Source organism: Izhakiella capsodis (assembly GCF_900115045.1).
GTDB classification, from domain to species: domain Bacteria; phylum Pseudomonadota; class Gammaproteobacteria; order Enterobacterales; family Enterobacteriaceae; genus Izhakiella; species Izhakiella capsodis.
Genome location: NZ_FOVC01000003.1, coordinates 127020 through 149121, shown reverse-complemented (window position 1 = coordinate 149121; position 22102 = coordinate 127020). Strand labels below are relative to the sequence as shown.

Annotated in this window: 19 protein-coding genes, 1 pseudogene and 1 riboswitch; of the genes and pseudogenes, 12 read left to right on the top strand and 8 right to left on the bottom strand. The window is 53.4% G+C overall.

Going from position 1 to position 22102, the window contains the following annotated elements; genetic code table 11:
• Nucleotides 1-159 precede the first annotated feature (159 nt).
• On the top strand, nt 160-927 hold the full coding sequence (locus tag BM191_RS06720; protein WP_092876437.1) for a DedA family protein: 768 nt from the start codon (nt 160-162) through the stop codon (nt 925-927).
• Here the strand turns inward: BM191_RS06720 and thiQ are convergent.
• The 8 genes and pseudogenes from thiQ to leuA form a co-directional block, all read right to left on the bottom strand.
• Nucleotides 914-1615 carry a thiamine ABC transporter ATP-binding protein ThiQ gene (gene thiQ / locus BM191_RS06715; RefSeq protein ID WP_092876435.1) on the bottom strand — a complete coding sequence of 234 codons (702 nt, stop codon included), beginning with the start codon at nt 1613-1615 and terminating at the stop codon, nt 914-916. The genes BM191_RS06720 and thiQ overlap by 14 nt on opposite strands.
• Nucleotides 1599-3209: a thiamine/thiamine pyrophosphate ABC transporter permease ThiP gene (gene thiP / locus BM191_RS06710; protein ID WP_092876433.1), complete on the bottom strand. Its 1611-nt coding sequence runs from the start codon at nt 3207-3209 to the stop codon at nt 1599-1601. Before thiP ends, thiQ begins: the two co-directional genes overlap by 17 nt.
• A complete protein-coding gene (gene thiB, locus BM191_RS06705; RefSeq protein WP_092876431.1) occupies nt 3185-4171 on the bottom strand; it encodes a thiamine ABC transporter substrate binding subunit in 987 nt (328 codons plus the stop codon). Before thiB ends, thiP begins: the two co-directional genes overlap by 25 nt.
• A 46-nt stretch (nt 4172-4217) precedes the next feature.
• A riboswitch (TPP riboswitch) is annotated at nt 4218-4338 on the bottom strand.
• Between the two features lie 35 nt (nt 4339-4373).
• A pseudogene (locus BM191_RS17080) lies at nt 4374-4988 on the bottom strand (transcriptional regulator SgrR); the annotation flags it as partial.
• Nucleotides 4989-5127: 139 nt separating this feature from the next.
• Nucleotides 5128-5733 (bottom strand): 3-isopropylmalate dehydratase small subunit, encoded by a 606-nt coding sequence (leuD, locus tag BM191_RS06690; protein WP_092876425.1) that lies wholly within the window; start codon nt 5731-5733, stop codon nt 5128-5130.
• A gap of 13 nt (nt 5734-5746) precedes the next feature.
• Nucleotides 5747-7147: a 3-isopropylmalate dehydratase large subunit gene (gene leuC / locus BM191_RS06685; protein ID WP_092876423.1), complete on the bottom strand. Its 1401-nt coding sequence runs from the start codon at nt 7145-7147 to the stop codon at nt 5747-5749.
• Between the two features lie 4 nt (nt 7148-7151).
• Entirely contained in the window at nt 7152-8243 is a 1092-nt protein-coding gene (gene leuB, locus BM191_RS06680; protein WP_092876421.1) for a 3-isopropylmalate dehydrogenase, read from the bottom strand.
• A complete protein-coding gene (leuA, locus tag BM191_RS06675) occupies nt 8243-9811 on the bottom strand; it encodes a 2-isopropylmalate synthase (protein WP_092876419.1) in 1569 nt (522 codons plus the stop codon). Before leuA ends, leuB begins: the two co-directional genes overlap by 1 nt.
• 460 nt (nt 9812-10271) lie before the next feature.
• Here leuA and BM191_RS06670 point away from each other — a divergent pair, with 460 nt between their 5' ends.
• The 11 genes from BM191_RS06670 (at nt 10272) to mraY (ending at nt 22102) form a co-directional block, all read left to right on the top strand.
• Nucleotides 10272-10490 (top strand): hypothetical protein, encoded by a 219-nt coding sequence (locus BM191_RS06670; protein WP_092876417.1) that lies wholly within the window; start codon nt 10272-10274, stop codon nt 10488-10490.
• 223 nt (nt 10491-10713) lie between these two features.
• A complete protein-coding gene (gene ilvI / locus BM191_RS06665) occupies nt 10714-12438 on the top strand; it encodes an acetolactate synthase 3 large subunit (RefSeq protein ID WP_092876415.1) in 1725 nt (574 codons plus the stop codon).
• A gap of 2 nt (nt 12439-12440) precedes the next feature.
• Nucleotides 12441-12932, top strand: coding sequence for an acetolactate synthase small subunit (gene ilvN / locus BM191_RS06660; RefSeq protein ID WP_092876413.1), 492 nt, complete (start codon nt 12441-12443; stop codon nt 12930-12932).
• 192 nt (nt 12933-13124) lie between these two features.
• On the top strand, nt 13125-14135 hold the full coding sequence (gene cra / locus BM191_RS06655; RefSeq protein WP_092876411.1) for a catabolite repressor/activator: 1011 nt from the start codon (nt 13125-13127) through the stop codon (nt 14133-14135).
• Between the two features lie 563 nt (nt 14136-14698).
• The gene (mraZ, locus tag BM191_RS06650) at nt 14699-15157 is read left to right on the top strand and encodes a division/cell wall cluster transcriptional repressor MraZ (RefSeq protein ID WP_092876409.1); all 459 of its coding nucleotides are present in this window, start codon (nt 14699-14701) and stop codon (nt 15155-15157) included.
• A 2-nt stretch (nt 15158-15159) separates the two neighbouring features.
• Nucleotides 15160-16101, top strand: a complete 942-nt coding sequence (rsmH, locus tag BM191_RS06645; protein ID WP_092876407.1) for a 16S rRNA (cytosine(1402)-N(4))-methyltransferase RsmH — start codon at nt 15160-15162, stop codon at nt 16099-16101.
• Nucleotides 16098-16418 carry a cell division protein FtsL gene (gene ftsL / locus BM191_RS06640; RefSeq protein WP_177203310.1) on the top strand — a complete coding sequence of 107 codons (321 nt, stop codon included), beginning with the start codon at nt 16098-16100 and terminating at the stop codon, nt 16416-16418. The genes rsmH and ftsL overlap by 4 nt, the downstream gene beginning before the upstream one ends.
• A gap of 15 nt (nt 16419-16433) precedes the next feature.
• On the top strand, nt 16434-18194 hold the full coding sequence (locus BM191_RS06635; protein ID WP_092876403.1) for a peptidoglycan glycosyltransferase FtsI: 1761 nt from the start codon (nt 16434-16436) through the stop codon (nt 18192-18194).
• Nucleotides 18181-19668, top strand: coding sequence for a UDP-N-acetylmuramoyl-L-alanyl-D-glutamate--2,6-diaminopimelate ligase (gene murE, locus BM191_RS06630; protein ID WP_092876401.1), 1488 nt, complete (start codon nt 18181-18183; stop codon nt 19666-19668). The genes BM191_RS06635 and murE overlap by 14 nt, the downstream gene beginning before the upstream one ends.
• The gene (gene murF, locus BM191_RS06625) at nt 19665-21026 is read left to right on the top strand and encodes a UDP-N-acetylmuramoyl-tripeptide--D-alanyl-D-alanine ligase (protein ID WP_092876399.1); all 1362 of its coding nucleotides are present in this window, start codon (nt 19665-19667) and stop codon (nt 21024-21026) included. Before murE ends, murF begins: the two co-directional genes overlap by 4 nt.
• The gene (mraY, locus tag BM191_RS06620; protein WP_092876397.1) at nt 21020-22102 is read left to right on the top strand and encodes a phospho-N-acetylmuramoyl-pentapeptide-transferase; all 1083 of its coding nucleotides are present in this window, start codon (nt 21020-21022) and stop codon (nt 22100-22102) included. The genes murF and mraY overlap by 7 nt, the downstream gene beginning before the upstream one ends.

Here is a 22102-nt window from a genome sequence, read left to right as displayed (position 1 = left end):
TATAATCTGTTTATTTATACAGTATTTTTGACATATTACAAATTGGGTCGGCTAAAGATGCTGAAGATTTCGTTCGTAAGGCTATCAGATAATTTGTTGGCTTGACGCCTGGGGCGGCAGCCATGACAATTAGTTCCTCATTTTTCAGAGTGGTATTGAATGGAAGCCTGGCTGGAACATCTTATTACACAGTCTGCGGGCTGGGCGCTGTTTGCTATTGCGCTGGTGGTTTTTTTTGAGTCGCTGGCACTGCTGGGGCTGTTAATGCCGGGTACGGTACTGATGGCTTCTTTTGGTGCGTTGATCGGCAGTGATAAAATTGCACTATACCCCGCCTGGCTGGTGGCAACGCTCGCCTGTATGGCCGGTGACTGGGTTTCCTATCTGATTGGTCAGCGTTTTAAAGGGCCGTTGCACCGCTGGTCGCTTATTCAGCGTTATCGGCCTTTGATGGATAAAGCCGAGCAGGCGCTACACCAGCACAGCATGTTTACCATTATTGTTGGGCGCTTCGTGGGGCCGACCCGGGCTGTTATTCCGCTGGTGGCTGGCATGCTTGAGTTACCGGCGGCTAAGTTTGCTTTGCCTAACCTGATCGCCTGCTTACTCTGGCCACCACTCTATTTTATGCCGGGGATTTTGGCCGGCGTGGCAATTGATATCCCACAGGATGTTGGAAGTCATGCGTTTAAGTGGCTGCTGCTATTGGTGGCGCTGTTGGTCTGGCTGGCGGTCTGGCTATGCTGGCGCTGGCTGCGCGGTGAAAAACAACAGGATTGGGCCAGCGTCAGGCTACCGCCGTCACGCTTGCGCTGGCTGGCACCGCTGGTGCTGCTGATTGCGGCGCTGTCAGTGGTTGCCGGTGCTTTTCATCCACTTACGCCAACGTTTTTGCATCTGCTGGCGCAGGTTTTTATGGGCAGTTGATACCCAGAATGCGTGAGGCAACGCTGTCTGGGCGCTTTAGCTCGCTGCTGGGGCCATCCCAGGCAATTTGCCCGTCAACGATCAGCAACGAGCGTGTTGTAATGCGCAGTGCATCATCAATATTATGTGAAACCATAAGTAGCGTTATCCCTCGATCATCGCAAACGCGTTGTACCAGCTGTAACATCTCCTGTCGCAGTGCGGGGTCCAGCGCTGAAAACGGCTCATCCAGTAGCAGGATCGGCTGCTGGCGCACCAGGCAGCGAGCCAGTGCGGTACGTTGTCGTTGCCCACCGGATAGCTCTGCCGGTAGTCGGTGCAGCAAATCTTCTATCCCCGTCTGCCCGGCGATATCGCTTAACCTTTGCTTCTGAGCGCAGGTCAGCTTAAGACCAGGATGGATTCCGAGGCCAATATTTTCAGCCACGCTAAGATGAGGAAAAAGATTGTGCTCCTGAAACAGCATTGATACAGGGCGTTGCGCGGGCGTGCTGTTGGTGTGTGACTGACCGTTGAGCAGTAATTGACCGCTGCGAGCGGTCAGGAATCCGGCGATTAATGACAGCAGGGTGCTTTTACCTGCGCCACTCGGGCCGAAAATCGCCACCCGCTCACCTGGCGTCAGATGGAAGCTGAAGTTCATTAACAAAGGGTTGTACAGATAGGTCAGGTCAGTCAGGGTTAACATGGCGTTCCGGCAGTTTTTCAATCAGGGTAAACAGTAAAAAGCACATCGCCAGCAGAATCAGCGCGGTGACCGCCGCATCATTGCTACGATAGGAACCCATCTGCTGATAAAGGTAGAAAGGCAGGGTGCGGAAATTATCGTTTCCAAACAGAGCGACGATACCAAAATCGCCGATCGACATGACGCAGGCAAACGCCATTGCCTGCGATAAGGGGCGGCGTAAGGCACGGAGTTCGATTAACCGCAGTCGGTTCAGCCCAGAAATGTTCAGCGACAAGCAAAGGCGGTCATAGCGCCAGGCCAGATCCCGCATCGGGTGCTCCAGTACCTTCATGGCATAGGGCAGCGCCGCCAGCGCATTGGTAAACATCACCAGGCTGGCGGCAGACTGCGGCAGACCGACAGTGGCGTTAAGCAGTAAAAAAGCACCCGCTGCCAGTACAATACCCGGCATGGCAAGGATAAGCATACCGCTTAACTCCAGCATCTGGCCGGGCAGTGGGTGCTGTCGCATCCGCAGTTCGCGGCTGCTCCACAGTAGCATCATAGCCAGAATGACGCTGACCAGGCCCGCGCCCGCGGCAATGCGCAGCGAGGTGAACGCCGCGTCCCACAGTGCGGGTTGCTGTAATACTGTGCTAAAGCCACGGTGCAGGCCACTGGTGATCACCGCTATCAGCGGTGGCAGCAATAGCAGCAGTGTCAAAAGAATAATCACACCGTCACGAATGCGCTGCCACAGGCTGTCTTCGGGGTTGCGCCATCCCTGTCCGTTGCTTTCGCCAACGGGGAGCGCTCTGCTCAGGCGCTGGCTGAGCAGCACTAAGCCGAGGCAAAATAACAGCTGCAATAATCCCAGCAGCGCGGCGCGACCCGGATTGTAGTCGTAATTAAGCGCCTGATAAATAGCCAGCTCCAGGGTCGTGGTTTTCGGCCCGCCCCCCAGCATCATTACCGTGGCAAAGCTGGCGAAACAAAGCATAAATATCAGTGCGCCAACGGGCAAAACTTGTCGACGCAGCCAGGGCCATTCAACCAGGCGAAAATGGTTCATCCCACGTAGGCCAAGCTGTGCAGCCAGCTGGCGCTGCTCGCCGGGAATTTGCTCCAGCGTCTGTAGTAACAAGCGTGCGGCTAACGGCAGGTTGAAAAATACGTGCGCCAGTAAAATGCCTTGCAGACCGTATGGGCTAAAGCGCCACTCCACGCCAAGTGCGTTGGCTATCTGCGCCAACCAGCCTTCGCGACCATAGATGCTCAGAATGCCAAATACGGCTATCAGCGACGGCAATACCAGCGTCATGGCACACAGGCGCAATAGCTTCTCCCTGCCGGGAAAGCGGCGTTGATATAACGCTCTGGCTAATGGGATAGCCGGTAGTATTGACAGCAGGGCAGAGAGTAAAGCCTGAAAGAAAGAAAAACGCACCACGTGCCACAGGTAGCTATCCCGCCAGAGGGCGGAGAATGCACCCGGCGGGCTTTGCCACCAAAGCGCGCCAAATGCCGTTGCCGCTGTGGAGACCAGCAGCAGAGCGGCCAGCATGCCAGGGACAAGCCTGGCGATAATCAGCGGCTGACGGCGCGTTGCCATGCGGAAATCCATTTTGCACGTTGGCTGGCTACCTGCTGGGGGCTGTATTGTAGCGTGGCGACCGGTTTAATCAGCGTGGCAAAGCCCGCCGGCAATGGCACGTTGCCGACCGGATACATCCAGTTACCGGTTGGGATGGTTTTCTGAAAAGCATCGGAGACGATGAAGTGCATAAATTTCTGTGCCAGTTGCGGATGTTTGCTCGATTTAAGCTGCGCGGCGACTTCCACTTGCAGATATTGCCCTTCGCTGAAACTGGCCGCCGCATAATTATTTTTCTTCTCTTCTATCAGGTGATACGCGGGTGAGGTGGTGTAGCTGAGTACCATATCTGCCTCCCCTTTAAGAAACATACCATAGGCTTCACTCCAGCCTTTGGTGACGGTTACGGTTTTTTTCGCCAGCTGTTGCCATGCCTGGGGGGTTTGATCGCCAAATACTTTTTGCATCCATAGCAGCAGTCCCAATCCTGGGGTACTGGTACGTGGATCTTCGTATACCACTTTAATCGGTGCTTTGCCTTCAACCAGCGCTTTCAGACTTTTCGGTGGGTCAGGCAGGGTGTTTTTATTGTACACGAAGGCAAAATAACCGTAATCGAAAGGGACAAAGGTGCGGTTATGCCAGCCACCGGGTACGTTCAGCTGCTGGGTATCGACGTTGGATGGTGCAAAAAGACCGGTTTTCTCCGCTTCGGCCAGCAGATTGTTGTCCAGACCGACAACGACGTCAGCTTTGCTGTTTTTTCCTTCCATACGCAGGCGGTTCAATAGCGAAACACCGTCATCCAGCGTGACATACTTCAAACGACAATCGCACTGTTTATCAAAGGCTTTTTTAACCGCCGGTCCCGGCCCCCAGTCAGCTGAAAAAGCGCTGTAGGTATAAACCGTTAAAACTGGTTTATCAGCGAGTGCCGGGGCAGAAAAGAGAATTGCAGCAGGAAGAATATATTTTAACACTTTGCGCTCCAGGGCTTGATGTAAGAGATCGCAAAGGATTTGAGGGGATAGCCATAGTCTCAAATCCCTACGCCGGTATTGACCGGATCAGGTTCGACGGGTTTTCTCTCAGCCTGGTTTTAAACTTGCTGCGGCAAGTTTATCTCCTGGCACCCCGTTGAGAACGCCTGATTGTAATAGTTCCTGTGTCAGGGCGAAAGCTTTATGGCTGCGGTGGTGCAAACCAGGCGGATTTAAAATCAAACCAGCCGAGTGAGTTCATGCTCACACCGCGCATGCTGCGTTGATCGTGCAGCAAAAGCCAGTGATGAAAAAGAGGATGCAAGTATCCCTGTTCAATAAGCTGCTGGCACCATTCCGCCATAGGGAGCTGCCGTTGGCGCCAGCGCTGAGGGTCCTCTTCCCAAGGAAGATCAATGCAGTGCCGCAGTAGTGGAATGTCGTAGAGCATACTGAATAGAGAATATTCCAACGGCGGGGTGAAGTTTATACTGCCGAGCCAGAGATCGCTCTCTGTTTCGCCATAATACCCGCGGGCATACTCAACCTGGCGGGTCACCAGGGTGATACCTTAGGCAGCCAGTAAGGAGGCGAGCTGGTCGGCAATCGCCTGATGTTCGGTCTGATCGTGATACCAGGTGAGGGTGAGCATGGTCATGCCGTCGGGCTTCTCTTGAGGGGTTAGCTGTCGTCGGTGATGCCAGCGTGGCAGCAGACTATAAGCGGGTGACCAAAAGCGTTGATAGTTTATGCCGCTCTGACTCAGGATAGCGATGGGATTGAAGCGCGTGGTCACCGTTGCGCCCTGACACTCGTTAACTGAAAGGGGTATTTCCCGACCAGCGTGGGCGACGGTCTGCGCTGGAATTTTTTATGGCTGAATGAACCCGCTGGGGTTGGCATCGGAATAACCGCCAAAAGAGCGCGGCCCGCCGTCACGACGGGCGCGGATGGGATTAGTGCAGAAAAGCGGGCTGATTTGCTTCGTAGCGGGAAATCGCCTCTTCGTGTTGCAACGTCAGACCAATGCTGTCCAGACCGTTGAGCATGCAGTGGCGGCGGAAGCTATCAAGATCAAAAGCGTAATGTTTGTTTCCGGCAATGACGTCTTTCTTTTCCAGATCTACAGTGAACTGAATGCCCGGCTGGGATTGAACCAGACTGAATAACTCGTCAACCTGCTGTTCGCTCAGAATAACCGGCAGCAGCTGATTATTAAACGCGTTGCCGTAGAAAATATCGGCAAAGCTCGGGGCGATCACCACGTGAAAACCGAAGTCCGTCAGCGCCCAGGGGGCGTGTTCGCGCGATGAACCGCAGCCGAAATTCTCCCGCGCCAGCAGAATGCTTGCGCCCTTGAATGCCGGTTTGTTGAGTACAAACTGCGGATTCGGCTTCTCCCCGGCGTCATCCAGATAGCGCCAGTCGTTAAACAAATGAATGCCAAAGCCGGTACGCGTTACCTTTTGCAAAAACTGCTTAGGGATAATCGCGTCGGTATCAACGTTTGCCGCATCCAGCGGTGCAACAATGCCCGTATGCTGGATAAATTTCCTCGCCATGATTATCTCCTCCTCAGTTCAGTTGACGAATATCGGCAAAATGGCCGGTAACGGCGGCGGCAGCGGCCATCGCCGGGCTGACCAGGTGGGTACGGCCACCACGGCCCTGACGGCCTTCAAAGTTGCGATTGCTGGTTGACGCGCAGCGCTCGCCGGGTGCCAGCCGGTCATTATTCATCGCCAGGCACATTGAGCATCCCGGCAGGCGCCATTCGAAACCGGCTTCAAGGAAGATTTTGTCCAGCCCTTCGGCTTCCGCCTGGGCTTTAACCGGGCCGGAGCCGGGAACCACCATCGCCATTACGCCGGGTGCTACTCTGCGTCCTTTTGCGATTTCAGCAGCGGCGCGCAGATCTTCAATACGTGAGTTGGTGCAGGAGCCGATAAACACTTTATCGATTTTCACGTCGGTCAGGCGGACTCCCGGTTGCAGATCCATATAGGCCAATGCTTTTTCCGCAGAGGCGCGCTCAACCGGATCGGCGAAGTTGTCCGGATTGGGAATTTGCTGATCGACGGCGATAACCTGGCCCGGATTGGTACCCCAGGTCACCTGGGGGGCGATTTCAGCGGCATCAAGCGTGACAACGCTGTCAAATTTAGCGTTTGGTTCAGACTTCAGGGTACGCCAGTATTTAACCGCCTGCTGCCAGTGCTCCTCTTTCGGTGCAAACTGACGGCCTTTCAGATAGGCGAAAGTGGTTTCATCTGGCGCAACCAGACCCGCTTTAGCACCCATCTCAATCGCCATGTTGCACAGCGTCATGCGGCCTTCCATGCTCAGCGCTTCGATCGCCGATCCGCAGAATTCAACCACGTAACCGGTTCCCCCGGCGCTGCCGGTTTTACCGATGATTGCCAGTACGATATCTTTGGCGGTGATCCCCGGTGCGACTTCTCCTTCAACCTCGATCTTCATGGTTTTCGCCCGGCCCTGTTTCAGGGTCTGGGTTGCCAGCACGTGTTCCACTTCTGAAGTGCCGATACCAAATGCCAGCGCCCCGAAAGCACCGTGCGTGGCGGTGTGAGAATCGCCGCAGACAATAGTCATGCCGGGCAACGTCATGCCTTGCTCCGGCCCGATAACGTGTACGATGCCCTGATACGGGTGGTTAAGATCGTAGAGTTGAACGCCAAACTCGTTGCAGTTTTTAATCAGCGCTTGCATCTGGATGCGCGCCATTTCGCCGCTGGCATTGATATCACGCGTCTGGGTAGAGACGTTATGATCCATCGTCGCGAAAGTTTTTCCCGGCTGACGCACGGGGCGTCCATGAGCACGCAGGCCGTCAAATGCCTGCGGAGAAGTGACCTCATGGACTAAGTGACGGTCAATATACAGCAGTGGCGTTTCGTTGGGTGCTTCGTAGACGACATGTGCATCAAACAGCTTCTGGTATAAGGTTTTGCTCATTTTTTTATTTTCCTTCGGCGATGAAGCGGGCGATGATCGTGCCCATTTCATCGGTGCTAACAAACTGACCGCCGCCAGCCAGGTCGCGGGTGCGATAGCCTTTTTCTAACGCATTATTGATGGCGCTTTCAATCGCATTGGCGGCTTCATCGGCATTCAGGCTAAAACGCAGTAACAGCGAGAGCGACAGGATTTGTGCCACCGGGTTAGCAATATTTTTATCTGCGATGTCCGGGGCGGATCCGCCTGCTGGTTCATACAGACCAAAACCGTCGGCGTTGAGGCTGGCTGAAGGCAGCATGCCCATTGAGCCGGTTATCATGGCGCACTCATCGGAAAGAATATCGCCGAACAGGTTAGAGCAGAGCAGTACGTCAAACTGGGACGGATCTTTGATAAGCTGCATGGTGGCGTTATCAATGTACATATGGCTCAGCGCAACGTCCGGGTAGGCTTTAGCGATTTCGTTGACCACTTCGCGCCACATGACTGAGGTTTGCAGCACGTTAGCTTTATCAATAGATGTTACCTTGCGGCGGCGCTTACGCGCAGATTCAAATGCAACACGTGCGATGCGTTCGATCTCAAAGCGATGATAGACCTCGGTATCATAAGCGCGTTCATCAGAACCGCTGCCTTCACGGCCTTTGGGTTGACCAAAATAGATGCCACCGGTCAGCTCGCGTACGCATAAGATGTTGAAGCCGTTAGCGGCAATATCACTGCGCAGTGGGCAGAAAGCTTCCAGGCCTTTGTACAGGTTGGCAGGACGCAGGTTGCTGAATAGTTTGAAATGCTTACGCAGCGGCAACAGCGCACCGCGCTCTGGTTGCTCAGCGGGAGGCAGGTGTTCCCACTGGGGGCCGCCGACCGAGCCAAATAAGATGGCGTCAGCCTGTTCACAACCTGCGACAGTTGCCGGTGGCAACGGCTGGCCGTGACGATCGATGGCGATACCGCCGACGTCATATTCGCTGGTAGTAATAGGCATGTCAAACCGCTTACGTATCGCGTCCAGGACTTTTATTGCCTGTCTCATGACTTCCGGACCGATACCGTCGCCAGGTAATACCGCGATATGATAATCTTTAGACATTACACCGTTTCCTTCTGGTTCTGATTAGCTGATTTGCGTTGCAGTTCTTGTTCTACCTGACGTGCGCGCCAGATAGTATTCAGAGCGTTAATCATCGCTTTGGCTGAGGCTTCCACGATATCTGTTGCAAGGCCGACACCGTGAAACTTTCTACCGTTATAATTCACCACGATATCTACCTGGCCCAGCGCGTCCTTACCGTGACCTTTAGCGGTCAGCTGATACTTGATCAGTTCGGCATCATAGCCAGCAATGCGGTTAATCGCCTGATAAACAGCGTCAACCGGGCCGTTACCGTTAGCCGCTTCGGCTTTGATTTCCGAACCGCATTTCAGCTGTACGGAACCCGTCGCAAGGATGGTTGAACCGGATTGCACGCTGAAACTTTCCAGCTGGAAAAATTCTGGCTCTTCATGCTGCTTGTTGATAAATGCCAGAGCTTCCAGATCGTAGTCGAATACCTGTCCTTTCTTATCCGCCAGTGCTTTAAAGGCGTCATACAGCGTGTCCAGGTTATAGTCGGTTTCCTGGTAGCCCATCTCATCCATTCGGTGTTTCACCGCCGCGCGTCCTGAGCGCGAAGTCAGGTTCAGCTGCACCTGCTTCATGCCGATGGACTCCGGCGTCAGGATTTCATAGTTTTCGCGGTTTTTCAGTACGCCATCCTGGTGAATGCCGGAGGAGTGGGCAAAGGCATTGGTGCCGATAATGGCTTTGTGTGCCGGGATCGGCATATTACAAATCTGGCTGACGGTCTGGCAGGTGCGGTAAAGCTCGTGATGATTGATGTTCGTGTGAACATTCATCAGCTGACTGCGCGTTTTGATCGCCATAATGACTTCTTCAAGTGAGCAGTTACCCGCGCGTTCCCCCAGACCATTCATAGCCCCCTCAATCTGACGTGCGCCCGCCATCACGGCGGCCAGTGAGTTGCCTACGGCCATGCCCAGATCATCGTGGGTATGAACCGACAAAATTGCTTTATCAATGTTCGGTACGCGTTGACGCAGTTGAGCAAAAATAGTGGCGTACTCATGAGGCAGGGTGTAACCAACGGTATCGGGTATATTGATGGTGGTCGCCCCGGCATCGATTGCCGCTTCAACGACACGACACAGGTCGTCTATGGGCGTGCGGCCACCATCCTCACAGGAGAACTCAACGTCGTCAGTATAATTGCGCGCGCGTTTAACCATGTGTACCGCCCGTTCAATTACATCCGGCAGGGTGCTGTGCAGCTTGGTGGCGATGTGCATTGGCGAGGTGGCGATAAAAGTATGAATACGGAAGGCTTCAGCAACGCGCAGCGCTTCATAAGCGGCATCAATATCTTTCTCAACGCACCGTGCCAGTCCGCAAACGCGGCTATTTTTTATCTGACGGGCGATGGTCTTAACCGATTCGAAATCACCGGGAGAAGAAACGGGAAAACCGACTTCCATTACGTCAACGCCAACTCTCTCCAGTGCCAGCGCAATTTGCAGCTTCTCTTTAACACTCAGGCTGGCCTGTAATGCTTGTTCGCCATCTCGCAGAGTCGTGTCGAAAATGATGACTTGTTGGCTCATTGGATTGTTCCTTGTCGGTTTGTGTCGCCGTAGCAACATGCATAAAAAAACCCGCGACATGGCGCGGGTTTTTAGATCTTTTGCAGGTTTGGATTACTCAGTAATATCACCCACAAGTCTACCGCGCACAGTTAAGGCATCGAGTAGTAGACCTGATAGACGACGGGTATATGACATCACCTGCAAACCTCAATAAGTTATCAATGTATTAATTGGTACTTGATTTGGGGGGGGATGTCAACCACCAGGCAACCCCGGTTATTCACGCTCTACAGCGCGACAGGCTGTTCGAAAAAAAACGAGGCATCCAGCCAGGTGACTTTTGGTAATCTTATAATAATCAATGTTTTTATCATTTATATTCGACAGGATCGCTAAAAAATTAGCGTCATCAGGTCCTGATTCCATCCTTAGCTCAACAGCATATTTTTATGACGTATTGCCTGATTACCGGTGAAATATGTTGATTATATTTACTGTGCTGGTCGATCGAACTTTATCAGTGTCAGGCGATAAAAAAGTGCTTTGTGATGAGTCGGGGTTTCTTTCAATGACAAAATATAATCACGCCATGATTGTCATGTTGCAAAATAATCAACCAACGTTGGGCCTTTTTATTTTTCAGTTATGCGGCATTATTAGCTTTTGGCCAAAAATCATCAAAAAAGCATCAGCATAAACAGATTTAAATCATCCCCGATGGCGTTTGCCTGCCAGCCCTTCTGCGGTTAAGGTAATTTGGCAGATGCTATCAAATCATGCAGGGCAACGACTCTGTACCCAGCGTGGAAATGAATTCCATGCCCACAATAATGATTTCGACCTTGTCAGGCGGCCGTCACATCAGGCGTGTGGTCGTCGTTGCAGGTTAATTCGGTATCCCTTAAAGCCTGGAGGCAAAAATGGAGATGTTGTCAGGAGCTGAGATGGTGGTCCGGTCGCTAATTGACCAGGGCGTAAAACACGTATTCGGTTACCCTGGCGGAGCGGTTCTTGATATTTATGACGCTCTGCAAACGGTCGGCGGTATCGATCATATTTTAGTTCGCCACGAGCAGGGTGCCGTCCATATGGCCGATGGTTATGCGCGTTCGACCGGCGATACAGGCGTCGTACTGGTCACCTCCGGGCCGGGGGCCACCAATGCGATTACGGGCATTGCGACCGCTTATATGGATTCTGTTCCGCTGGTGATCCTGTCCGGTCAGGTGCCTTCTTCGCTGATAGGGTACGACGCATTTCAGGAATGTGACATGGTGGGGATTTCCCGTCCGGTGGTAAAACACAGCTTCCTGGTTAAGCAAACCGAAGACATACCCGGCATACTGAAAAAAGCCTTCTGGCTGGCGGCCAGCGGGCGACCCGGTCCGGTGGTTATCGATCTGCCTAAAGATATTCTTAATCCGGCCAACAAACTGCCTTACGCCTGGCCTGATAGCGTCAGTATGCGCTCTTACAATCCGACGACGCAGGGCCATAAAGGGCAGATTCGTCGTGCGCTTCAGACACTATTACAGGCGCAGCGTCCGGTGCTTTACGCTGGCGGTGGCGTGATTACTTCCGGCTGTGAATCGGCGTTATGCCAGCTGGCACAACAGCTTAGCTTGCCGGTGACCACGTCTTTAATGGGTCTGGGCTGCTTTCCGGGAACGCATCCTCAGAGCCTCGGCATGCTGGGTATGCATGGTACCTATGAAGCCAATATGACGATGCATAACGCCGACCTGATTTTTGCCGTAGGCGTGCGCTTTGACGATCGGACCACGAACAATCTTGCGAAATATTGCCCAAATGCCACTGTGTTGCACATTGATATCGACCCCACCTCGATTTCGAAAACCGTAGAGGCTGATATTCCTATCGTCGGCGATGCAAAGCGGGTTCTCGAGCAGCTGCTGGAACAACTGGCCCAGAGTGATAGCGGGCAAAATGACGATAGCCTGCGTGAATGGTGGCAGCAGATCGAACGCTGGCGCGGCCGGAAATGCCTGGCGTTCGATCGTCACAGTGAAACGATCAAACCGCAGGCGGTGATTGAAACTATTTACCGGTTGACAAAGGGCGAGGCCTATGTCGCTTCAGACGTGGGCCAGCATCAGATGTTTGCTGCGCTCTATTATCAGTTTGATAAGCCCCGTCGCTGGATTAACTCCGGTGGCCTGGGCACGATGGGCTTCGGATTACCCGCTGCGCTGGGTGTGAAGCTGGCCTTGCCGGATGAAACGGTTATTTGTGTAACCGGTGACGGTAGCATCCAGATGAATATTCAGGAGCTGTCTACCGCATTGCAATACGATCTGCCAGTGTTAGTGCTCAACCTCAACAACCGCTATCTCGGTATGGTCAAGCAGTGGCAGGATATGATCTATTCAGGGCGTCACTCCCAGTCATATATGCAGTCGTTGCCAGACTTTGTCCGCCTCGCAGAAGCCTACGGTCATGTGGGCATTTCGATAGAAAACCCGCCGCAGCTGGAAAGTAAATTAACGCAGGCGCTGGAGCAGCTTAGCAAAGGCCGGCTGGTGTTTGTTGACGTTGTCGTGGATGGCAGCGAACACGTGTATCCGATGCATATACGCGGTGGTGGTATGGATGAAATGTGGTTAAGCAAAACGGAGAGGACCTGATTATGCGTCGAATTTTATCGGTATTACTGGAAAACGAGTCCGGCGCATTATCCCGTGTAGTTGGCTTGTTCTCACAGCGCGGTTACAACATTGAAAGCCTTACCGTGGCACCGACTGACGATCCGACGCTGTCGCGAATGACCATTCAGACCGTCGGTGATGATAAAGTGCAGGAGCAGATTGAAAAGCAACTGCACAAGCTGGTTGACGTACTACGCGTCAGTGAACTGGTCCAGGGCACTTATGTTGAGCGCGAGATCATGCTGGTTAAGCTGCAGGCTAAGGGCTATGGTCGCGAAGAGGTTAAGCGCTGCGCTGAGATTTTCCGCGGGCAGATCATCGATGTCACGCCTTCGCTCTATACCGTGCAACTGGCAGGGACCAGCGACAAGCTGAATGCTTTTCTCGATACCGTGCGTGAAGTCGCAGAGATAGTCGAAGTGGTGCGCTCGGGCGTGGTGGGCGTCTCCCGTGGCGACAAAATTATGCGCTAGTCGAACCGTCAGCGAGTCAATGGTACGGAACCCGGCTGCGGCTGGGTTTTTTATTGTGCATAACAATAAGATCTCTCTGACGAAAGCTATTGCTCATCCACGCATTCTGCTATTGAATGTTAAGATTGATTTATCCATACCTGCACTATGGCTGGTAGAATGTCGGCGTAATAGGCGAATAATGGGGGATGTGTGAAACTGGATGAAATAGCGCGCCTCGCCGGCGTATCGCGCACCACGGCCAGCTATGTGATTAACGGCAAGGCAAGGCAGTATCGTGTCAGCGAAAAAACCGTCGAGAAAGTCATGGCCGTAGTGCGTGAGCATAATTATCACCCTAATGCGGTAGCGGCTGGCTTGCGCGCCGGGCGTACCCGTTCAATTGGTCTGGTGATCCCTGATCTGGAAAATACCAGCTATACCCGAATTGCCAATTATCTGGAGCGTCAGGCGCGTCAGCGCGGCTATCAGCTACTGATCGCCTGTTCTGAAGATTTGCCCGATAACGAAATGCGTTGCGTTGAGCACCTGCTACAGCGCCAAGTGGATGCCATTATCGTTTCCACATCGCTGCCGCCTGAGCATCCTTTCTATCAGCGTTGGATCAATGATCCATTGCCAATTATCGCGCTGGATCGCGCGTTGGACCGGGAGCATTTTACCAGCGTAGTGGGTGCCGATCAGGACGATGCCGAAGCGTTAGCCGGTGAACTGCGCAAGCTACCGGTAAACAACGTGCTTTATCTCGGCGCTCTACCGGAGTTGTCGGTGAGCTTTTTACGTGAAATAGGTTTTCGTCAGGCGTGGCAGGGAGATGAACGTCCCGTAGAATATCTGTATGCCGATAGCTTTGAGCGCCGCGCTGCGGCCAGCCTGTTTGAACAATATTTGCAGGACAAACCCATGCCTGAAGCCCTGTTCACCACCTCTTTTGGTTTATTACAAGGCGTAATGGATACCACGCTGAAACGTGAGGGGCGTTTACCGAAAGACCTGACCATTGCAACTTTTGGCGATCATGAATTACTCGATTTCCTTGAGTGTCCGGTTCTGGCTGTTGGCCAGCGCCATCGCGACGTTGCGGAGCGGGTACTGGAGCTGGTTCTCTCCAGTCTGGACGAACCGCGCAAGCCTAAGGTAGGTCTGACCTGTATCCGACGCAACCTGTTTCATCGCGGCTTGTTAAACCGCAGAACGTGCTAACTCTCCGTGGGGGTGACGCCCCCTTTCCTCCGGGTATGATTTAATATGCAATCTATGCTGTGGAATATAGTATTTATCCCTCAGCGGTACTTTCTGACAATAAAGGTTTCAAATTAATAGAAAACACAATATTCGGTACGGATTATTCTATTGGTTCTTTAAGAATAAACTTCCCCTGCCTTCTTGCGGGCATGCATCTTGTTCTGTTCGCGCGCGGCTTTTTGACATTACCGGATGGCGTTCTGCCGGGAAACATTTAGGAAATGACTTAAAATTCGCCTCGATCGCAAATTGAATGTATTAATTATTTTCCCCTCAATGTGGACGCTAATTTCCATTTTGCTGCGAAATTTTAGAAATTCTTGTCATTATTCATCGGGTTAATTTCTATTTTTGTTCAGGCTGATTTCATTTCTCACATTCTGATGCTTAAACCTGTTTAGAAATAATCACATTCGGCCGCGGCTGCGGCTTGACAATGATTTCCTTCGCTTCGTAAACTCCTTTAGTGGGAATTTGTGGGTTAAAGTGGCGAGAAAGGGTGACAGAGGGGTGAGGCTGGCATGTTCCGTGGAGCAACGTTAGTCAATCTCGATAGCAAAGGGCGGCTTGCGGTTCCAACGCGCTACCGTGAATTGTTAATCGGAGAATCACAGGGGCAAATGGTTTGTACCATTGACCTCCACCAGCCATGCCTGCTGCTTTATACCCTGCCTGAATGGGAAATAATCGAAGAAAAGTTGTCACGTCTGTCGAGTATGAACCCAGCTGAACGGCGCGTTCAGCGTTTGTTACTGGGTCATGCCAGCGAGTGTCAGATGGATAATGCCGGTCGCTTGCTGGTAGCGAATACGCTCCGCCAGCATGCCAGCCTGGTAAAAGAAGTGATGTTGGTCGGGCAGTTCAACAAGTTTGAACTCTGGGATGAGAAAGCCTGGTATCAGCAAGTCAAGGAGGATATCGACGCGGAACAATTGGCGCAGACACCCCTGTCTGAACGTTTGCAGGATTTGTCACTTTAGCTATGCAGGAAACTTTTAAACACACCACAGTGCTGCTGGATGAAGCCGTGAACGGCCTCAATATACAGTCCGATGGCATTTATATCGATGGCACCTTTGGACGAGGTGGGCATTCGCAACGGATCCTCTCACTGCTCGGCGAGGGAGGAAAGCTGTACGCTATCGATCGCGATCCACACGCCATTGCCGCCGCCGCTTTGATTACTGACCCCCGCTTTTCTATTATCCACGGTCCCTTTTCGGCGCTGGCTGAATACGTTGAAGAACGGGGTCTGAACGGCAAAATTAACGGCGTGTTACTCGATCTTGGCGTCTCCTCGCCGCAGCTGGACGATGCCGAACGGGGTTTTTCTTTTATGCGTGACGGTCCGCTGGATATGCGGATGGATCCCACGCGCGGGCTTTCGGCGTCAGAATGGTTGTTGCAGGCAGAGGAAAAAGACATCGCTTTTGTGCTGAAAACCTTCGGTGAAGAGCGCTTTGCTAAGCGTATTGCCCGTGCCATCGTCGAGCGAAACCGGATCGAGCCGATCGTTCGTACTAAAGATCTCGCGGCAGTTATTGATAGCGCTACGCCGGTTAAAGACAAATTTAAACATCCGGCGACACGTAGCTTTCAGGCTATTCGCATCTGGGTTAACAGCGAACTGAAAGAGATTGAGCAGGCGCTTAAAGGCGCGTTGGCGGTGCTGGCCCCGCACGGTCGTCTGTCAATTATTAGCTTTCATTCGCTGGAAGACCGGATTGTAAAGCGTTTTATGCGCGAGCAGAGCCGGGGTCCTCAGGTACCTGCTGGATTGCCGCTTACCGAAGCACAATTGCGCAGTCGCGGCGGTTTTCAGCTTAAAAATCTTGGGAAGATGATGCCGGGTGAGAGAGAAGTTGCCGCTAATCCGCGGGCACGTAGTTCAGTACTGCGCATTGCCGAACGGAACGCTTCCTGATGGCGGGAGAACGTCACAGCCTGCCGGGCGTTATTGGTGGCGATATTATGCGCCACGGCAAACTGGCCCTGCTGTTGTTGGCCGCAGTGCTGGTTTCTGCCGTACTGGTAGTGACTACCGTGCATAAAACCCGTCTGCTGACGGCGCAGCGCGAGCAGTTGATGCTGGAAAAGAATGCACTCGACATTGAATGGCGCAATCTCATCCTGGAAGAGAATGCGTTAGGTGATCACAGCCGGGTAGAAAGGATCGCGACGGAAAAACTGCATATGCAGCATGTCGATCCTTCGCAGGAACATATTGTAGTAGAGCCATAAGGACCGACGGACTCAATGAGAGCCGCAAACGCCCTGAAAAAGAAAAAGCAGGAACTGCATGCCAGCTTCGTAAGCTGGCGTTTTGCGTTGCTGTGCGGGGGAGTTTTGCTGGCATTGGGTGGATTACTGGCGCGGTTGGCCTGGCTGCAAGTTATCAATCCAGGCGAGCTGGTACGTGCCGGAGATATGCGCTCGCTGCGCGTCCAGGCAGTTCCTGCCGCGCGCGGTATGATTAGCGATCGTGCTGGTCGTCCGCTGGCGGTCAGCGTGCCGGTAAATGCCGTTTGGGCGGACCCGAAAGAGCTGAATGACCAGGGAGGCGTCAGTATTGATAACCGCTGGAGAGCGCTGTCCGACGCGCTTTCGATCCCGCTGGATCAGATCTCCGCACGCATTAACGTTAACCCTAAAGGGCGTTTTGTTTATCTGGCACGCCAGGTCAATCCGGACATCGGGGCCTACGTCAAAAAACTCACGTTGCCAGGGATCCACCTGCGCGAAGAGTCGCGTCGATACTATCCGGCAGGCCAGGTGACTTCGCACCTGATCGGCTTTACCAATATCGACGGTCAGGGTATTGAGGGTGTGGAGAAGAGCTTTGATAAATGGCTTACCGGTCAGCCTGGCGAGCGCACCGTGCGCAAAGATCGCTTTGGTCACGTCATTGAGGATATCTCTTCCGTCGATAGTCAGGCTGCACATAATCTGGTTCTGAGCATTGACGAGCGCCTACAGGCTCTGGTCTATCGCGAGTTAAATAATGCCGTTTCCTTCAACAAGGCGGAATCAGGTACCGCTGTACTGGTCGATGTTAATACCGGCGAGGTACTGGCGATGGCGAACAGCCCGGCATATAACCCCAATAATCTCAGCAACACGCCCAAAGACGTCATGCGTAATCGCGCAATTACCGATATTTTTGAACCCGGTTCGACAGTAAAGCCGATGGTGGTGATGACCGCTTTACAGCGTGGCGTGGTGCGTGAAAACAGCGTACTGAACACCGAGCCTTATACCATCAATGGCCATCCGATTAAGGATGTGGCGCGCTACAACGAATTAACCCTGACCGGGGTATTGCAGAAGTCGAGTAACGTAGGGGTTTCACGTCTTGCGTTAGCGATGCCATCCTCAGCATTAGTAGATACTTACTCTCGCTTTGGACTGGGTAAAACGACCAATTTGGGGTTGGTCGGAGAGAGCAGTGGCTTATATCCCCAAAAACAACGGTGGTCTGACATTGAGAGGGCCACCTTCTCTTTCGGCTATGGGCTAATGGTAACGCCGTTACAGTTAGCACGAGTCTATGCAACTATCGGCAGCTTTGGTGTGTATCGTCCGCTGTCAATTACCAAAGTCGACCCGCCTGTCGCCGGACAGCGCATATTTCCCGAGGACCTGGTGAAAACCGTGGTGCATATGATGGAGAGCGTAGCACTACCCGGCGGCGGCGGCGTTAAAGCCGCTATCAAAGGCTACCGTATTGCCATCAAGACCGGGACCGCGAAGAAAGTCGGTCCCGATGGCCATTACATCAACAAATATATTGCCTATACCGCTGGCGTTGCGCCTGCCAGCAAGCCGCGTTTTGCTCTGGTGGTGGTGATTAACGATCCCCAGGCCGGCAAATATTATGGTGGTGCAGTTTCCGCTCCGGTATTTGGCGCCATTATGGGCGGCGTGTTGCGAACAATGAATATTGAACCGGATGCATTGCCAGCCGGAGAAAATGAGATGGTTATCAATAAAAAAGAGGCCTCAGGTGACAGATCGTAATTTGCGAGCATTGCTGGCCCCTTGGGTAGCAAATGCGCCGGAGCGAGTGCTCCGGGACATGACACTGGACAGCCGCATCGCGGCTGCCGGCGATCTGTTTGTGGCTGTAAAAGGTCATACAGCGGACGGGCGCCGCTTTATCCCTCAGGCGATTGCTCAGGGTGTCGCGGCAGTGGTGGCTGAAGCGGAAGGCGAAGCCGCTGACGGGCAGGTAAGCGAAATGCACGGCGTGCCGGTAATTTATCTGGCTCAGTTGTCGCAGCGCCTGTCGGCGTTAGCCGGGCGTTTTTACGATAATCCGGCGGAAAAACTCAAGCTGATTGGCGTAACAGGCACTAACGGTAAAACCACAACAACGCAGCTGCTGGCGCAATGGGCGCAGCTGCTGGGGGATGTGAGTGCGGTAATGGGAACGGTCGGCAACGGCCTGTATGGCAAGCTGGTGGCAGCAGAAAATACCACCGGCTCGGCGGTGGACGTGCAGCATATACTTCATGGGCTGGTACGGGAAGGCGCTACGCTTGCAGCGATGGAAGTCTCCTCTCACGGACTGGCACAGCATCGGGTAGCCGCACTGCCATTTGCCGCCGCGGTATTTACCAACCTCAGTCGTGATCATCTGGATTATCACGGCGACATGGCGCATTACGAGTCTGCCAAATGGTTACTGTTTTCTGAACATCAGGTGGGTGAGTCGATTATCAATGCTGATGATGAGGTCGGGCGGCGTTGGCTGGATAATTTACCGGATGCCGTGGCCGTTACAATGGATAATAATCTGCGCCCTGGTGCTCACGGCCGCTGGTTACAGGCGAACGCGGTTGATTATCACGACAACGGCGCTCGTATCGTTTTTGATTCCAGCTGGGGTGCTGGCTGCATCGATAGCCGTCTGATGGGCGCATTTAACGTCAGCAACTTGTTGCTGGCACTGGCGACGTTGCTGGCACTTGGGTATCCGCTTGAGGCGCTGGTTAACAGCAGTCATCAGCTGCTGCCGGTATGCGGGCGGATGGAGGTATTTACTTCTCCCACTAAACCGACGGTGGTAGTGGATTATGCCCATACCCCGGATGCGTTGGAGAAGGCATTGCAAGCGGCCCGGTTACATTGCGAGGGTAAGTTGTGGTGCGTGTTCGGCTGTGGCGGTGACCGCGATAAAGGTAAGCGCCCACTCATGGGCGCGATTGCCGAGCAGTTTGCCGACGTTGTCGTCGTCACCGATGATAATCCGCGTAGCGAAGATCCGCAGGCAATTGTTCGCGACATTCTGACCGGATTGCTGGACCCCGGATGCGCCCGTGTGGTGATGGGCCGGGCGCAAGCGGTTACCCACAGCATTATGCAGGCAGCTGAAAACGATATCGTGCTGGTCGCCGGCAAAGGGCATGAAGATTATCAGATTATCGGTAACCGGCGGCTGGACTACTCAGACCGAACGACGGTCGCGCGCTTATTGGGGGTGATCGCATGATCAGCCTCACCCTGCAACAGCTGGCAACCGTGGTAGATGGAAAATTAATGGGTGACAGCCTGAACGTTGATCGCGTGACAACTGACACGCGCAGCGTAGCGTCGGGATCGCTGTTTATTGCCCTGAAAGGCGAGCGTTATGATGCTCATGATTTTGTTGGCGATGCTATCAGCGCAGGGGCAACATCTTTAATCGTAAGTAAGCACTTACAAGTAGAGGTGCCCCAGGTGGTGGTAGCTGATACGCGTATTGCCCTTGGGCAGCTTGCAGGTTGGGTGCGGCAGCAAAGCTCAGCGCGTGTCGTGGCGCTGACAGGCTCATCTGGCAAAACGTCGGTTAAAGAGATGACCGCCGCTATCCTGCGCTGCTGTGGCGAAACGCTTTATACCGCCGGTAATCTCAATAACGATATCGGCGTGCCGCTGACGCTGCTGCGCCTGACACCACAGCATCGCTACGCAGTGATTGAGCTGGGCGCCAACCATCAGGGCGAAATTGCCTATACCACTCATTTGGTGCGTCCCGAAAGCGCGCTGGTGAACAACCTTGCCGCCGCACACCTCGAAGGATTTGGCTCGCTGGCAGGAGTCGCGAAGGCCAAAGGCGAGATTTTCGCCGGTCTAACGCCGAAGGGTACCGCGATTATCAATGCGCAAAGTAACGATCGGGATAACTGGCAGACAGCGCTGGAAGATAAACGCGTCTGGCGTTTCTCCGCGGGCGATAGCTCGGGAGATGACTTCCACGCCAGTGACGTGCGTATCAGCGCGCAAGGATCGGCATTTACACTGCACACGCCTGTAGGTCACGTCGCCGTTCAGCTACCCTTGCCGGGGCGGCATAACATTGCGAATGCACTGGCTGCAGCGGCCCTTGCGCTGTCGGTTGATGCCCCGTTGACGGCGATCCAGCAGGGGCTGAAAACTTTACAGGCGGTGCCTGGACGCCTGTTTCCGATAGCACTGAGCCATGACAAGCTGCTGCTGGATGATAGCTACAACGCCAACGTTGGCTCAATGAAGGCGGCGGTACAGACGCTTGCAGAGATGCCTGGTTACCGGGTGATGATAGTCGGCGACATGGCAGAGCTAGGAGATGAAGCAGAAAGTTGTCATCGTCAGGTTGGTGAGGCAGCAAGGCAGGCGGGCATTGATAAGGTGCTAAGCACCGGTAAGCTGAGCCAAATTATCGCGGAAGCTAGCGGTGTTGGGGAACATTTTACTGATAAATCTACGCTGGCTGCACGCGCGCTGGCGCTGTTGAACGACCATCAGCAAGTGACTGTTCTGGTAAAAGGCTCGCGTAGTGCGGCCATGGAGCAGGTGGTGCATTACATGCAGGAGAAAGGCACATGTTAGTCTGGCTGGCCGAATATCTGGTCAAATATTACTCGGGTTTCAACGTCTTTTCTTACCTGACGTTTCGCGCCATCGTTAGCCTGCTGACTGCGCTGTTTATTTCTCTGTGGATGGGGCCCCGGCTCATCACGCGTTTACAGCAAATGTCTTTCGGCCAGGTCGTTCGCAGTGACGGACCAGAGTCACATTTCAGCAAACGCGGCACGCCGACGATGGGCGGCATCATGATCCTGACCTCAATTACCCTTTCAGTATTGATGTGGGCATACCCGTCCAATCCCTACGTCTGGTGTGTACTGGTGGTTCTGATTGGCTACGGCATCGTTGGCTTCGTCGATGACTATCGCAAGGTAGTCCGTAAGGATACGAAAGGGCTTATCGCCCGCTGGAAGTACTTCTGGCAGTCGCTGATTGCACTGGGAGTGGCATTTACGATGTATGCGGTCGGAAAAGATACCCCTGCTACTGAACTGGTTGTGCCGTTTTTCAAAGACATCATGCCTCAGTTGGGCCTGCTTTATATTCTGTTGTCCTATTTTGTCATCGTCGGCACCAGTAATGCCGTCAACCTGACCGATGGGTTAGACGGGCTGGCAATTATGCCAACGGTATTTGTTGCCGCAGGTTTTGCTCTTGTTGCCTGGGCTACCGGCAATATGAACTTCGCAAACTACCTGCATATTCCCTATCTGCGTCATGCGGGAGAGCTGGTGATTGTTTGCACTGCAATTGTTGGTGCGGGACTCGGTTTTCTCTGGTTTAACACCTACCCGGCACAGGTTTTTATGGGCGATGTGGGATCGCTGGCACTGGGTGGGGCATTGGGTACCATCGCGGTGCTGCTCCGCCAGGAGTTTCTGCTGTTGATTATGGGGGGGGTGTTTGTTGTCGAAACGCTCTCAGTGATTCTGCAGGTTGGCTCTTTCAAACTGCGTGGTCAGCGTATCTTTCGCATGGCGCCGATCCATCATCACTATGAATTGAAAGGCTGGCCCGAGCCGCGTGTCATTGTGCGCTTTTGGATTATCTCGCTGATGCTGGTGCTGATTGGCCTGGCAACGCTGAAGGTACGTTAA

Bases quoted from the DNA above. Each gene is read 5' to 3' on its own strand.
- leuC (WP_092876423.1), bottom strand. From the start codon at position 7,147: ATGAGCAAAACCTTATACCAGAAGCTGTTTGATGCACATGTCGTCTAC.
- leuB (WP_092876421.1), bottom strand. From the start codon at position 8,243: ATGTCTAAAGATTATCATATCGCGGTATTACCTGGCGACGGTATCGGT.
- thiP (WP_092876433.1), bottom strand. From the start codon at position 3,209: ATGGCAACGCGCCGTCAGCCGCTGATTATCGCCAGGCTTGTCCCTGGC.
- BM191_RS06720 (WP_092876437.1), top strand. From the start codon at position 160: ATGGAAGCCTGGCTGGAACATCTTATTACACAGTCTGCGGGCTGGGCG.
- leuA (WP_092876419.1), bottom strand. From the start codon at position 9,811: ATGAGCCAACAAGTCATCATTTTCGACACGACTCTGCGAGATGGCGAA.
- mraY (WP_092876397.1), top strand. From the start codon at position 21,020: ATGTTAGTCTGGCTGGCCGAATATCTGGTCAAATATTACTCGGGTTTC.
- leuD (WP_092876425.1), bottom strand. From the start codon at position 5,733: ATGGCGAGGAAATTTATCCAGCATACGGGCATTGTTGCACCGCTGGAT.
- mraZ (WP_092876409.1), top strand. From the start codon at position 14,699: ATGTTCCGTGGAGCAACGTTAGTCAATCTCGATAGCAAAGGGCGGCTT.
- BM191_RS06670 (WP_092876417.1), top strand. From the start codon at position 10,272: ATGTTGATTATATTTACTGTGCTGGTCGATCGAACTTTATCAGTGTCA.
- thiQ (WP_092876435.1), bottom strand. From the start codon at position 1,615: ATGTTAACCCTGACTGACCTGACCTATCTGTACAACCCTTTGTTAATG.
- murF (WP_092876399.1), top strand. From the start codon at position 19,665: ATGATCAGCCTCACCCTGCAACAGCTGGCAACCGTGGTAGATGGAAAA.
- rsmH (WP_092876407.1), top strand. From the start codon at position 15,160: ATGCAGGAAACTTTTAAACACACCACAGTGCTGCTGGATGAAGCCGTG.
- ilvI (WP_092876415.1), top strand. From the start codon at position 10,714: ATGGAGATGTTGTCAGGAGCTGAGATGGTGGTCCGGTCGCTAATTGAC.
- BM191_RS06635 (WP_092876403.1), top strand. From the start codon at position 16,434: ATGAGAGCCGCAAACGCCCTGAAAAAGAAAAAGCAGGAACTGCATGCC.
- ilvN (WP_092876413.1), top strand. From the start codon at position 12,441: ATGCGTCGAATTTTATCGGTATTACTGGAAAACGAGTCCGGCGCATTA.